The organism is Acidovorax sp. LjRoot118 (assembly GCF_964253575.1).
Classification (GTDB): Bacteria; Pseudomonadota; Gammaproteobacteria; order Burkholderiales; family Burkholderiaceae_C; genus Acidovorax.
The window spans coordinates 6,662,256-6,675,547 of the sequence record NZ_CAXURB020000001.1; the positions used below are offsets into that span (position 1 = coordinate 6,662,256).

Annotated in this window: 11 protein-coding genes; 4 read left to right on the plus strand and 7 right to left on the minus strand. The window is 68.4% G+C overall.

Annotated elements, in window-relative coordinates; genetic code table 11:
• Positions 1–109: 109 nt before the first annotated feature.
• Together ACSQ9E_RS31255 and apaG are read right to left on the minus strand one after the other, a co-directional pair.
• Complete coding sequence (locus ACSQ9E_RS31255) at positions 110–2,095, minus strand: site-specific recombinase (RefSeq protein WP_436220049.1); 1,986 nt, start codon at positions 2,093–2,095, stop codon at positions 110–112.
• Positions 2,092–2,499, minus strand: coding sequence for a Co2+/Mg2+ efflux protein ApaG (gene apaG / locus ACSQ9E_RS31260; RefSeq protein WP_057203920.1), 408 nt, complete (start codon positions 2,497–2,499; stop codon positions 2,092–2,094). The genes ACSQ9E_RS31255 and apaG overlap by 4 nt, the downstream gene beginning before the upstream one ends.
• Before the next feature lie 29 nt (positions 2,500–2,528).
• Between apaG and rpe the strand changes: the two genes are divergently transcribed.
• Positions 2,529–3,209: a ribulose-phosphate 3-epimerase gene (rpe, locus tag ACSQ9E_RS31265; RefSeq protein ID WP_436220050.1), complete on the plus strand. Its 681-nt coding sequence runs from the start codon at positions 2,529–2,531 to the stop codon at positions 3,207–3,209.
• A gap of 145 nt (positions 3,210–3,354) precedes the next feature.
• On the opposite strand, the gene ACSQ9E_RS31270 is transcribed toward rpe, so the two are convergent.
• From ACSQ9E_RS31270 to ACSQ9E_RS31280, 3 genes are all read right to left on the minus strand, one after another.
• A complete protein-coding gene (locus ACSQ9E_RS31270) occupies positions 3,355–3,744 on the minus strand; it encodes a hypothetical protein (RefSeq protein WP_436220051.1) in 390 nt (129 codons plus the stop codon).
• Between the two features lie 149 nt (positions 3,745–3,893).
• A complete protein-coding gene (locus ACSQ9E_RS31275; RefSeq protein ID WP_436220052.1) occupies positions 3,894–6,041 on the minus strand; it encodes a sensor histidine kinase in 2,148 nt (715 codons plus the stop codon).
• Positions 6,038–6,763: a response regulator transcription factor gene (locus tag ACSQ9E_RS31280; protein WP_436180014.1), complete on the minus strand. Its 726-nt coding sequence runs from the start codon at positions 6,761–6,763 to the stop codon at positions 6,038–6,040. Before ACSQ9E_RS31280 ends, ACSQ9E_RS31275 begins: the two co-directional genes overlap by 4 nt.
• A gap of 228 nt (positions 6,764–6,991) precedes the next feature.
• On the opposite strand from ACSQ9E_RS31280, the gene ACSQ9E_RS31285 reads away from it, so the two are divergent.
• The 3 genes from ACSQ9E_RS31285 to ACSQ9E_RS31295 all read left to right on the plus strand — a co-directional run bounded on the left by ACSQ9E_RS31285 (position 6,992) and on the right by ACSQ9E_RS31295 (position 10,622).
• Positions 6,992–8,314 carry an SPFH domain-containing protein gene (locus tag ACSQ9E_RS31285; RefSeq protein ID WP_436180013.1) on the plus strand — a complete coding sequence of 441 codons (1,323 nt, stop codon included), beginning with the start codon at positions 6,992–6,994 and terminating at the stop codon, positions 8,312–8,314.
• Positions 8,315–8,367: 53 nt separating this feature from the next.
• Positions 8,368–9,834 (plus strand): hypothetical protein, encoded by a 1,467-nt coding sequence (locus ACSQ9E_RS31290; RefSeq protein ID WP_428003770.1) that lies wholly within the window; start codon positions 8,368–8,370, stop codon positions 9,832–9,834.
• Positions 9,835–9,911: 77 nt separating this feature from the next.
• Positions 9,912–10,622 (plus strand): phosphoglycolate phosphatase, encoded by a 711-nt coding sequence (locus tag ACSQ9E_RS31295; RefSeq protein ID WP_436180012.1) that lies wholly within the window; start codon positions 9,912–9,914, stop codon positions 10,620–10,622.
• An 8-nt stretch (positions 10,623–10,630) separates the two neighbouring features.
• On the opposite strand, the gene ACSQ9E_RS31300 is transcribed toward ACSQ9E_RS31295, so the two are convergent.
• Positions 10,631–12,265, minus strand: coding sequence for a methyl-accepting chemotaxis protein (locus tag ACSQ9E_RS31300; protein ID WP_057268532.1), 1,635 nt, complete (start codon positions 12,263–12,265; stop codon positions 10,631–10,633).
• Between the two features lie 233 nt (positions 12,266–12,498).
• Entirely contained in the window at positions 12,499–13,089 is a 591-nt protein-coding gene (locus tag ACSQ9E_RS31305) for a chalcone isomerase family protein (RefSeq protein ID WP_057203927.1), read from the minus strand.
• Positions 13,090–13,292 lie beyond the last annotated feature (203 nt).

Here is a 13,292-nt window from a genome sequence, read left to right on the forward strand (position 1 = left end):
GAAGGGCTGTGGCTTTCCAGGGTGCGCCTAATTTAACTGCCGCCGCCTGCGCTTCTTGTAGGACAGTTTCGAGCTTTGTAAGGAGCTGTTTGCAACCTTGCAGTGTGCGTCAGGCGGCTGGTGTGCGCCCGCGCCCCGGCATGAAGAAGCTCAAAGGGGCCGAGCGCAGGCGCTTGCGAATGGCCGCGTAGATGTGAGAGCGCTCCACGCCGCTCACGCTCTGCGCGCGCAGCGCCAGACTGAAGGCCAGGTAGAAGCTCACCGTGACGTTGAGCGCACCGATCAGCGGAATGGCCGCCACGGCCCACCAGAAGGCCTGCAGGTGCACCACCGCCATGCCCAGCGCGGCGCAGGCCGCCCCGATCTGGCCGGTGGACAGCGTCACGTGGCGCACGTCCAGCCCCAGGCCGAAGAAGCCGGCGATGGCCGGCACCAGGCCGAGCATGAAGCCGAGCGAGATGTTGGCCGCGAAGCCCGACAGGTTCTCGCGCAGGAACCGCGCCCATCGGGCCGCGCGCGCCTGTCCCAGAAACCGGGTGATGCGCGGGTTGTAGTGCATGGCCGAGTCCAGGCGGTGCAGCACGAACCAGTTCTCCGTCCACCCCGCGATGATGCTCGACAGGAACAGCAGCACCCCGGTGAAGGCCGCGAAGAACAGCGAGGGCCCGAGCAGGTGCAGCGACTCGAACACATGCTCGGCCTGCTTTTCCGTGATGGCCGGCGCGCCGGTGGCCTGGGTGATGAGCAAGGCGAGGGCCAGCACGGCCGGGAACACCACCAGCACATTGCCCAGCACAGCCGCCACCTGCGAGCGCACCAGGTGGGTGATCTCGTCCACGAACGATTCGATGGCATCGCTGGCCCCAAGCTCCTTGAGCTTGGCGGCCATGGCCGGTGCCGTCATCGCCGGCTGCTTGGTCGCGACCGTGAGGTGCAGCAGCTGGATCAGCACAAAGGTGGTGGCGTAGTTCACGCCCGCCCAGAAGCCGCCCCAGAAGGCCGACAGCGCCAGCGCATACAGGCCGAACTTGGCCAGCGTGGTGAAGGCCATCAGGGCCCCGCCGCCGGCCGCCTTCTTCACCATGGACCGGTACTCGGCGCCCGTGCGGGTGATGTAGTGCTCGCCCGTCTCGGCGCTGCGCTCGGCCACCTTGGCCGCCAGCAGCGAGGAGTTGGAGGCAAACAGCGCGCGCAGGCTGCGCCGCTCCTGTCCCACCAGCACCAGATTGGCCATGAGTTTGGCGGCCGTCAGCGCCGGCTGGGGCGACAGCAGGCAGTCGAGCAACTGGCGCACGCGCAGGATGCGCTCGCGCAGCTGGCGCAGGCGAAACACCAGGCCGACCGAGATGCCGTTTTCCTCGAAATGCGTGTACACCGTGGCGGCGGCGGCGCGGCAGGCTTCCAGCCGCTCGCGCAGGCGCTGCACCGCAGCATCGAGCCGCTCGGGCGTGCGCAGGCCGTGCAGCACCTCCACGCGCAGGCTCTCCACGTCGTGGATCAGGGCGTGGAAGGGCTGGGACTCGCGCGCCGTCTCGCTCATGCGCAGGCGCAGCTCGGGTGCGAACCCGGTCGAGAGGATCTGTCCGGCACAGTAGGTGATCGCATCGAGCAAGGCTTTCTGCCAGCGCGAGGCGCCGCCCGTGTCCGTGGGTGCCAGCAGGTGCACCAGGCGTGTGAGCTGGGTTTCTTCCAGCGCGGCCACCCACTGGGCGTCGAACCCGCCGGGCAGGGCCAGCATGAACAGCTCCGAGGCATCGATGGTCTCGGGGCTTGCCGGCAGCAGCTTGTTGCGCAGGCGCTCGGCCACTTCGCTGGCCAGGGCCGTGCGCGGCGCAAAGCCGAAGTCGGCCAGCAGGGTGGTGATGTCCACCGTGTCGACCAGCATTGCCCACCATGCCTGCAGCTTGGCCTGCACCTCGGGGCGGGCTTCCGCCGCGTCCAGGAACAGCTGCAGCCGGCCGACGGCGCCGGGCACCGAGTCGCGCTTGCCGCGCACCCAGTCGAGCAGGCCGATTAGCCACAGGTGGCGGTGGGCCAGGTCGGCGGTTGGGTCCAGCCGCGCGAGGATGGTGGCCAGATCGACGCTGCGGCTCAATGCAGCACCCGGCCGGTCAGGGGTTGTCCCGTAGGACCCTGGTTGATCGCCTCCAGCATGAACAGGTCCACTTTGGCATCGAAGGGCTCGCCTTCCTCGCCCACGCAATGGAAGGTGCCGTGCATGGTGCCGCTGGCCGTGCGCAGGCGGCAACCGCTGGTGTACTGGAAGGATTCACCAGGCTTGAGCAGGGGCTGGTGCCCCACCACGCCCAGGCCCTTGACCTCTTCGGTATGGCCGCGCGAGTCGCTGATGATCCAGTGGCGCGAGATCAACTGGGCGGGCGCATCCCCGGCATTGGTGATGGTGATCGTGTAGGCGAAGCTGAACACCCCTGTGTCCGGGGCAGACTGCTCCGGCAGGTACTCGGGCTGCACTTGCACGTCAAACTGGTACTTTGGCATGGGCGAATGGTAACTGCGACAATTGGGGCATGAGCCGACCTTTTCGCATAGCCCCCTCGATCCTCTCCGCCGATTTTGCCCGCCTGGGCGAAGAAGTGCGCAATGTCATTGCCGCCGGAGCGGACTGGATCCACTTCGACGTGATGGACAACCATTACGTGCCCAACCTCACATTCGGTCCCATGGTGTGCCAGGCGCTCAAGCCGCATGCCAAAACGGCCGATGGAACCGCCATTCCGGTGGATGTTCACCTGATGATCGAGCCTGTCGACGCCCTGGCGGCCGCGTTTGCCGATGCGGGAGCCGACTACATCAGCTTCCACCCCGATGCCTCGGGCCATGTGCACCGCAGCATCCAGGCCATCCGCTCCAAGGGCGCCAAGCCCGGCCTGGTGTTCAACCCGGCAGAACCGCTGGACGTGCTGGACTGGGTGATCGACGACATCGACCTCATCCTGATCATGAGCGTGAACCCCGGCTTCGGCGGCCAGAGCTTCATCGATTCGGCCCTGCGCAAGATCGAGGACGTGCGCCGCCGCATCGACGCTTCGGGCAAGGACATCCGCCTCGAAGTGGATGGCGGCATCAAGACGGACAACATCCGCCGGGTGGCGGATGCGGGTGCCGATACCTTCGTGGCCGGCAGTGCCATTTTCGGCAAGCCGGACTACAAGGGCGTCATCGACGCCATGCGGCAAGCGCTGAAGTAGCTACCGCACAAAAGCCGGTGAAAACTGGCACACCCCAGGCCAGTGCCCCCGCGCAAGGGCCGCCCCGCCGCGCTGGCGGCGTCCCCCTCCCAGATTGCGAAGCAATATGAGAGAGGGGGAAGGCGCGAAGCGACTCAGGGGGAGCTTACTGTGCTGGGACGATGATCGTGGTCGTCGTCGATTCGCGCAGCACGCCGCCGCCAGAGACCGAGCCGCTCACGGCACTGCTCTCGACGCGGCGCACGCATTCCGAACGCTCCTGCGCGCTCTGGAACGCACTGCAGCGGTCGGTGCCGTTGGCCGCTGCGATCGGGCCGGGGTCGCTCAGTTGGCCCTTGCGCGATGCATCCAGCGCGTTGGTGGCCTCGCGCATGCAGGTCGCCATGCTGTCCTGGGTGTTGTTGGTCATGCACTTCTGGCGATCCTGCTCATAGCGGGCCGTGGCCTCCGAGGAAGGCGACTGTGCCAAAGCGGCGCCAGATGCTGCCAGCAGGGCGGCGGTGACAACGGGGGCGAAAAAGGCGAAACGTTTCATGGCGAGGGCTCCTTGCGCAGGGCGCAAATGACAGGGTGCAACACGGTTGCTAAAGGATGGATGCAGCGTAGCCCTGCATCCCCTCGGACCCTGTCGGACAGCGCCGACCGCAGTCGTGCGCCGTGGCGCCTTCTTCCTGCCGCCCTTGCCTAACCCAGCCGCTGGAACGTCAGCGTGAAGGCCACCCCGTCGGCCGTATTGCGCGCATTGACGGTGCCGCCCATCTTGGCCATGTAGGTCTTGGCCACGAACAGCCCCTGGCCTCGGTGCTCGCCTTCGCCCACGGGTGTGGGCAGGTCGGGGTCGGACACCCCGAGTTCGAAGATGCGGCCCAACAGCTCGTCGGCAATCGTGACCCCCACGTTGTGCAGCGTGGCGCTGGCGGTGGATTCCGAGGCCGTGAGCGTGAGCGTGATGGCCGTGCCCGCAGGGCGGTAGCGGTCAGCATTGCGCAGGATGTGCGTGACCACGTCCTCCAGCGCGAATTCGTCGGCGCGCACGATGACGGTGCCCGCGCCCCCCTGGTACACCACGTCTACGATGCCTGCGAAGTGCGCGTTGTCCGCCACGTGGCGCAAAAAGGCGTCGAGGTCGAGCCGGCCCTGCGGCACGTCGGCCGCCTGCAGCGCCTCCGCCGGCGAAGCGGTGCCATAGAGCACGTGCACCGCCTGCTGCATGCGCTGCACATAGCGGTGGCCTGGGTCGCCAGGGCCCCCATGCAGCACCATCAGCGACTGCAGGGGCGACATGATCTCGTGGCCCACGGCGTGCCACATGTCGCGCTCCTGCTGTGCGCGCAGCTGCTCGCGCTGGATGTCGTCCTTCACGCGCTGCAGCAGGTCGGCCAGGCCGCCCGCGAGGATGCCCAGCTCGTCCGAGCCGCGCAGGTCCGAGACATCGAGGTCGCCCAGGCGTGGGCCGATGTGCCCGTCCTGCACGTTGTACGACACAGCGGCCGCGCGGCGGGTGAGGGCGGTCACGCGGCGCAGCAGCCCTACCTCCACGATCAGCCAGGCCAGCGCGATGGCGGTCAGCATGGCACCCAGGTACCAGGACATCCGCGTGGCCACGGCGGCCAGGCCCTGCTCCAGTCCGCGCAGGTTGCCGGTGAAGCTGACCACGTAGTTGCCCGTGGGCGTGTCGAGGATGTCCAGGCCCGCCGGCGTGGTGGGCGCATCGGGCGCATCGAGCGGCAGCCAGCTCACCAGGCGAATCAGCCAGGGCGCCGAGGGCTCGGCCTGCACCTCGCTGCCCTTGAGGGTGAGGGTGTTCTCCTCGCCATCGCCCATCTTGCGCACCTGCACCTTTTCGCCGGGCAGCAGGCTGCGCGTGACCTCGGTCAGCGAGGCACCGGGCTGCGCGCCGGGGGTGTTGCTGTCGAACAGCGCCGGGCCGTCACCGGGCGCAAGCATCTCCACACGCACGCGCATGCTGCCCAGGTCTTCGGGCGGCCACACCAGGCGCTCCTTGCGGAACAGCGCCTCGCGGAACAGCTCCACCGGCAGGCGGATGGAATAGAAGCTGCGGCGCAGGCAGTCGGGCGCAGCGCCGGCCAGGTCGCGGCACTGGCCGTTCTGCCACAACCAGCCGCGAAAATCGCGCACCGGGCGCGCGCGCGCATCGAGCGCCTCGCCACCGTTGTCCACAAAGCCCGTGAGCCGGCCACGTGCCCCGGGGCTGGTGCCGGCCGCCGTGCCGCTGGCTGGCGCCATGGCCTCGAAGGGCGCCACCCAGCGGCTGGTGGTGCCGCGCATGTCCAGCGTCACGCGCGCCCGGTGCACGGCAGCCAGGTCCAGCGCGCCGCGTTCGCGCGCGGCCAGTTCGCCTGCGTAGAAGCTGCCCACGATGTAGATGAAGCCGCCTGCGTAGGGGTTGTTGCCGATGGCCGCGCAGACAGAGGAGCCATCGGGGTACTGCACCGAACAGCCCGCCATCTCCACCGCCTGCTGGGCCTTGTTCTGGTCGTCGAAGTCGATGGCCGAGTAGGGCAGCAACAGCGGGGCCAGCGGCGTGGCGCCCTGGCCCAGGCTGCCGGCGTTGAGCAGTGCGAGCTGCCCCGAGGGGTGGCGCAGCCGCGCCATCACCTCGGCCTGGCTGCGCTCAAAGCCGTGCTGGTAGCTCTGCCAGGCGCGCTCCTTCTCCTCGCGCAGCAGCACCACACTGAGCGCCACGGTGGCCACCGCCAGCAGGATGAACACGCTGCGCACGAGGATGCGCAGGCGAAAGGCCGGCAGCCCCAGCCGAGGCATCTCGAGCCGGGGCATCTCCAGGCCGGGGCGCAGCAGGCGCTTGATCATGTCTTGAGGCGGCCCTGCGCCAGCGGCGAGCCTACCCACCGGAAACCGCGCATGGGCACGTTCTCGATGCCTTCGAAGGCCGGGTCCACTTCGCGCAGGGCCTCGCGGATGGTGCTCACGTGCTTGCGCACGTTGTCGCGGTTGCGCCCGCTCTTGACCACCTCGAACAGCTCGTCGTACGAGACCACCTCGCCGCTGCGCTGGTGCAGCGTGGCCAGAATGCGCTGCGCCGTGAGCGGCAGGTTGATGCGCTCGCCGCGCCATGTGGGGGTGCGCTGCCACAGCGGGTCGAGCACCAGCGCATCGCCGGGCGCGACCGCCGCGACAGCGGCTGGCGTAGCCGCCTGCGTGGTGCGCAGGATGTCGAGAAAGGTCTCGATGAAATCGGCCTCCTCGAAGGTCGTCTTTTGCAGGTAGTCCCAGGCGTCAAGCGCCTTCATGATGCTGCGGTAGATGGCCGCCGGCATGGCCGACACCACCAGCACCGGCGTGCCCTGGCGCAGCTTGTTGATGGCATTGATGAGGGCCACGCCCGCATGGCGCTCGCGGCCGAGCTCGATGTCCAGCACCACGGCGTCGTAGTGCTCGCGCGCCAGGGCCGCCTCGGCCTCGTCGCGGGTGAACCACTGGTCGATCACGATGCCGCTGCGCGCACTGCGGATCCAGCCGGCCAGCTGGTTGCTGGTGGGCAGGTCGTCTTCGATCACGGCAATGCGGGTCATGAACAGGTTCTGAGAGTGGTGCTGCCGGGATTATCCCGGGCCCCCGCCGCAGCGGTGTGAGTTTTTCTTCCGGGGTGGGAGCTTTTGCACTCCTGGCGTGAGCGCTTTGGTGGGTGCGCCGCATTGATGCTTCCGGGGGGAATGCGAAGAATTGGACACCAATGCAGCACGGAAATCCGGCGCCGCAGAGAAACCACCCACCGAACCGAATCAACGAGGGAAGACACCATGAAAGCCACCTGGAACCGCATCACCCGCGCCCTGCGCCGCACCCCTGCCGCCACCCCTGCCGTGGAGCCCACGCTGGATGGCGCCCAGGACGAGATCGCTGCAGGCGCTCCCATCGCTGCCTCCCGCCCCCTGGCCCTGCCGTCGCCCCGCACCCTGGGCTGGCTGGTCGCCGGCACGGCAGTGGTGGCTGCTGGCGCCATGGTGTACCGCAACCCCCCGGTGCAGCACCTGGACCAGGGCGAGCTCGGTGTGCGTGTGAACCAGCTCACCGGCTCGGTCAGCCAGTGGCGCGACGGCAGCGTGTGGGTGCTGCCCGGCCTGCACAGCGTGCGCGTGTTCACCCTGCGTGACCAGACCTACCGCCCCGAGCAGATGCGCCAGGCGACGGGTGCCGCGCCGCTGCAGTCGGTGGAAGGCCTGTCCTTCGGCCTGGACCTGAGCGTGCGCTACGCGCTGGACCCGGCCGCCATGGCCGCGCGCTCGGCGCAGTTGCCCGACAACATCGGCGCCGAAATCGTCGAGCCTGCCGTGCAAGGCCTGATCTACAAGGTGTTCGCCCGCTACACGGTGCGCGAGATCTTCTCTTCCAAGCGCGCCGAAATCCAGCAGATCATCGAGACCGAGCTGCGCACCCGCCTGGCTGCCGATGGCGTGCTGCTGCGCCACGTGCAGATCGGCAAGGTGGACCTGCCCGCTGAATACCGCCGCGGCATGGACAGCCTGCTGGCCGAGGAGCTGGCCTCCGAGAAGATGCGCTACACGCTGGAGCTCAAGGACAAGCGCGTGAAGGAAACCGAGCTCGACGCCAGCGCCGACAAGGTGCGCCGCGAAGTGGCCGCCGAAGCCTCCGCCCGCGAACAGGTGATCGCCGCCCGCGCCCAGGAAGAAGCGATGAAGCATGTGCTGCCCTTCAAGCAGCGCCAGATCGAGCAGCGCCAGTTGGAGGCCGAAGCCGAGAAGGTCTCGCGCATCAAGGCCGCCGAGGGCACGGCCCAGGCCCGCCGCATCGAGGCCAGTGGCGAGGCCGATGCCCGCCAGAAGCTGGCCGAGGCCGAGGCCTACCGCATGGACCGCATCGGCAAGGTCAACGCCGAGCAGATGGCGCGCGAAGGCGCGCTGGTCACGCGCCACCCGCTGCTGATCCAGAAGACGCTGGCCGACAAGCTCTCGGACAAGATCCAGGTCATCATCGCGCCCCCTCCGACCAATGGGGACTTCATCGGTGCCGCGCTGCTGGGCGGCAACCGCAACGCCCAGGCCGTGGCCGCGCAAGCTGCCGCTGCCGATGACGCCTCCACGACCCAAGCCACGGAGCAATGAGCATGAACCGCACCACCCTGACACTCGCCGCGGCCATCGCCTCGGCCGCCACCATGGTCGCCACCGCTGCCGTCCCCCCCGCGCCCGCCAGCACCCTGGGCAGCGCCATCGTCGTGCAGGACCAGGCCAGCCTGCGCGCAGCGCCGCGTGACTCGGCCCAGCAGCAGTCCGCGCTGTGGCAGGGCGAGGTGCTCGAAGTGCGCGGCGAGCGCCTCGATTACCTGCAGGTATGGGATCACAAGCGCGAGCGCGGCGGTTTCATCCGTACCAGCGACGTGCGCCGCGTGGCGCTTGATGAGGCCGAGGGCCCGGCCCTGCTGTCGGTGCTGCGCTTCGTGCGTGACACCCCAGGCGCCGAAGCATTGGGCATCGGCATCACGGCCGCCTACCTGCAGGCGGCACCGGCCAGCGCGCTGGCGGGAGAGCAGGGCGCCCAGGCCTTCGACGCATTGGGAACCCTGGCCGACCGGCTGGCGCGCCGTGCCTCGGCCGCCGTGCCGGGCAAGGCCTCGGGCGCCACCCTGTCGGCCCACCTGGACGTGGCCAACGGCTACGGCGTGCGCTTTACCACCTACGAGGTCGAAGGCCGCATGCAGGTCTGCTACGACGGTGAGGCCTTTCGCCGCGTGCTGGCCATGCCCGTGGCGGATGGAGAGCAGCGTGCCCGTGCCGCCCTGGCGCTGACCCGGCCCGAGTGCGTGAACCCCGACCTGCCGGCGCACGAGCGTGCCCGCGTGCAAGAGTGGCAATCGCAGGTGCTCGACCGCGTGGACGTGGCGGGCCTGTCGCCCTATGTGCGCAACCGCATCCAGATGCGCCGCGCCGGCGTGTGGAGTGCCATGGCCTTCCAGCAGGCGCGCAAGGACATCGCCGGCGCGGCCGTGGCGGCTGCGGCCTCCCGCGCCCTGGCCGAGTTCGCCGGCGTCAGCAAGAACGATCTGCCCGACGAAGACCAGTCCGCCTACAACGACGCCGCCATGCGCGTGGGCGCCGTGCGCTGGGCCCTGGTGCCCACCAGCCTGCCCGTCGCCCAGGGCAACCGCCCCGGCATCGTGACCGAGCCCGGAGCGCCCGGCGAGACCTGCGTGCTGCTGGTCGATGCCCAGAAGGGTGTGAAGGCACCACTGGTGCGCCGCTGCACCTACGGCGTGGTCTGGACCGCCTCTGCCAGCGTGAACCGCGAGGGCACGGCGGTTGCCCTGGCCGTGCAGCCCCTGGAAGGTTGGCGTGAGCTGTGGGTGATGCGCAAGACAGCCGAGGGCTGGCTGGTCGACGTGCTGCCCCCCGCCGCCAGCGCGCCCGAGACCGGCGTGGCCGAGTGGGCCGGCTGGGTGCCCGGCGGCCAGCAGATGCTGGTGGCGCGCGAGGCACGCGGCCAGGGCCGCTACCGCCGCAGCTTCGAGATCGTGCGCCTGGAAGGCCTGGCCACCGAGCGCGTGACCGGCGACGTGGCTGCGCTGCCCCTGTTCCAGCGCTGGCAGGACCCGGCCTGGAAGCTCCAGACCTTGAGTCTGCGGTAAGCCGGCACCTTTAAACTCGCCAAGGCCGGGCAGCGCTGCCCGGCCTTTCTTCATCCGCATTCCGAGGAGTTCTTCGCATGTCCGCATCGCTACCGTTGTCCGCCCTGCTGTCCCGTGTGGACGCCGCCATCGTGGACCTGGACGGAACCATGGTGGACACGCTCGGGGACTTTGCCGAGGCGCTCAACCGCATGCTGCGCGAACTGGCGCTGCCTGCCATCGGGGCCGAGCACATCGAGCACATGGTGGGCAAGGGTTCGGAGCACCTGCTGCGTTCGGTGCTGGGCCATGTGTTGGCGTCCGGCGGGCAGGCGGCAGATGCCGCGCAGGTGGAGTCGCTGTACCCCGCTGCCTGGGTCAGCTACCAGAAGCACTACCTTGATATCAATGGCCAGTACGCGCAGGTGTACCCAGGCGTCGTGGCTGGCCTGCAGGCGCTGCAGGCGGCAGGCCTGCGCCTGGCCTGCCTGACCAACAAGCCCACGGACTTTGCCGTGCCGCTGCTCAAGGCCAAGGGGCTCCACGGTTATTTTTCTCAGGTGTTCGGTGGCGACAGCTTCGAGCGCAAGAAGCCCGATCCGCTGCCTCTGCTCAAGACCTGCGAGGCTTTGGGCAGCACGCCGGCGCGCACGCTGATGGTGGGGGATTCGAGCAACGACGCGCAGGCGGCGCGCGCCGCCGGCTGCCCGGTGGTGCTGGTGACCTACGGCTACAACCACGGCCAGCCGGTGCGGGCCGTGGATGCCGATGGCTTCGTGGATGCTCTGCAAGAGCTGAAAAACGCCTGAGCGGCTGCTCAGGCGGCGATACGGCGCTGCCCACTTGTTGGCAACAGCCGCGATGCGTTGCTGGCCGGGCGGGGCGCAGCGACCGGCGCGGCATGGTGGTTCGCACCGAGCCGGAACACGGCCACCGCCTCCACCAACTGCCCGGCCTGGGTCTTCAAGCTGTCGGCCGCCGCAGCGCTCTGCTCCACCAGCGCGGCGTTCTGCTGCGTGGCCTGGTCCATCTGCGTGATGGCCTCGCCCACCTGGCCCACGCCCGAGCTCTGCTCGCTGCTGGCGGCGCTGATCTCGCCCATGATGTCGGTCACGCGGCGGATCGAGGCCACCACCTCGCTCATCGTGGCACCGGCCCGGTCCACCAAGGCGCTGCCGCGCTCCACACGTTCCACGCTGGTACCGATCAGTCCCTTGATCTCCTTGGCCGCCTCGGCGCTGCGCTGGGCCAGGTTGCGCACCTCGCTGGCCACCACGGCAAAGCCGCGGCCCTGTTCACCCGCGCGGGCTGCTTCCACTGCGGCATTCAAGGCCAGGATGTTCGTCTGGAAGGCAATGGAGTCGATCACGCTGATGATGTCGGCGATCTTCTTGCTGCTTTCGTTGATGCCCTTCATGGTGTCCACCACCTCGGCCACCACCTGGCCGCCCTGGATGGCGACGGTCGAGGCGCTCATCGCCAGCTGGTTGGCCTGGCGTGCGTTGTCGGCGTTCTGGCGCACGGTGGAGCCCAGTTCCTCCATGGAGGCGGCGGTTTCTTCGAGCGCCGAGGCCTGTTGCTCGGTGCGGGCCGACAGGTCGTTGTTGCCCGAGGCGATCTCGGCGCTGGCGGTGGCCACGCCCTCGGCGCTGTGGCGCACATTGCCGACGATGGTGGCCAGGCGCGACTGCATGGTGGCCAGGGCCTGCAGCAACTGGCCGGTTTCGTCGTTGTGCGTGGTGGTGATGGGGTGCGTCAGGTCGCCATCGGCAATGCTTTCGGCCGCCTGCTTGCCTTGCTGCACCGGCCGCACGATGGAGCGCGTGACGGTGAAGGCCAGCAGCGCGCCCAGCGCCACCGCGATCAGCGTGCCCACGCCCAGCAGCACCTGGCTGGCTTTGGCCAGCGCGCCGGTGTCGCTCTGGCTCGCGGCCAGTTGCGTGGCCATGGCGGTGCGCAGGTCATCGAGGGACTTGAGGTACCGGTCGGCCAGTGGGCGCAGCTCCTTGTCCACCAGCGTGGGTACATTCGGCTCGCCACCACGGTGCAGTTCGCGGATCTCGGCGAGCTTGTCGCTATAGGCTTTGCTCGCGGCGGCAATGGTAGCCAGTTGCGCGCGGTTGCTGTCGCCCTGCACCAGGCCTTCGACGCGCTGGACCTTGGTCTCGATGCCCTTGGCCGTGGCCTGCGTGTCGGCCGTGAGCTTTTCCATGTAGTCGCGGTCGATGGCTTTGAGGAAGGCCTCGGTGCGCACCCAGTTCAGGCGGATGTCGGCAGCCCAGTTCTCGACCAGGGTCTGTTGTTCGATCTCCTGCGTGGCCACGCGCTCGCTGGCGCCCTGCAGGCTGGCGATGCGCCACATGCCGGTGGCGGCGAGGAGCGCGGTGATGAGCAGGATGGCGCCGAAGGACAGGCCCAGGCGCAGGCCGACGGAGAGGTTGCTTGGTTTCATGGTGTGGTCAGGCGCGCGAACGAAGGTGCAGGGTCAAAGGGCGAGGGTTGTCGGCGGATCGCTCCTGGGCGCGGGTGGCGAGGAGAAGGCCCGGCAGAAGCGTGCGGCGGATGGCGCATGCACACGCTGCCGGGGCTTGAACAGGTTCTTCGAAGGTTACGCCTGCGGTTTGCAGGCGCTGTGTCTGCCGGGTGACAGAAGTGGGTAGGTGCTTTCCCGGGAGGGGGCGCTGTTTACGCGGGCTGCTTGCCCAACAGCGCGTCCTTGAGCTTCCAGTCCGCTGGCGCATTGCCCAGCCAGATGCCCAGCAGGGCGTTGAAGAACTCGGGCTCCTTGAAGGGCTCGCCCTGGGGCTTGCCCTTGACGGTGATCACCGTGCCGGTGCCGGGAATCCAGTCCACCTGGAACTGGTCGCCCGCCATGAGCTTCTTGTGGTCCGAGAAGATCTGGCTCATGCGCAGCACGCCGGGGATCAGCTTGGAGAAGGCTGCGCGGTCCATGTTGTCTTCCATGCCGCGCGAGAACAGCTTGCCCAGTTCGGTGGAATCGATCTCGCGCAGCATGGTGATGCTCATGCGCTTGGGGCCCTTCTGGCTCGCCACCTCCTGCGGTGTGCCAACCTTCTTTTCGAGGTACAGCCCGGCGGTGTAGACCTTGAACACCGCCTTGTAGCGCACGCCCGCACCATTGAGCTGCAGGGTGCTGTCGGCCACCTGGGTGGTCTCTTCGTACTTCACGTTGGACACCGTGATGGGCTGGGCCATGGTGGCCCCGGCCAGAAGGCATGCGGCGGCGAGTGCAGCGCATCGCACCATGTTTCTCATGCTTGTCTCCTCAAAATAGAACGACCGTTCGTTTCTAATTGTTGCAAGACCGTGCAACGGGCGCAACAGGGTTTTCGAGTGGTTCTTCATGGTGATTGCATGCCAAAAACCCGAAAGCTCCAAGACCTTTGCTACACTTTGGCCCATGTTCATTCACCACGTGTTCATCACAGGTTGCAGCGACCGGGGAGCCTGGCCCTGGC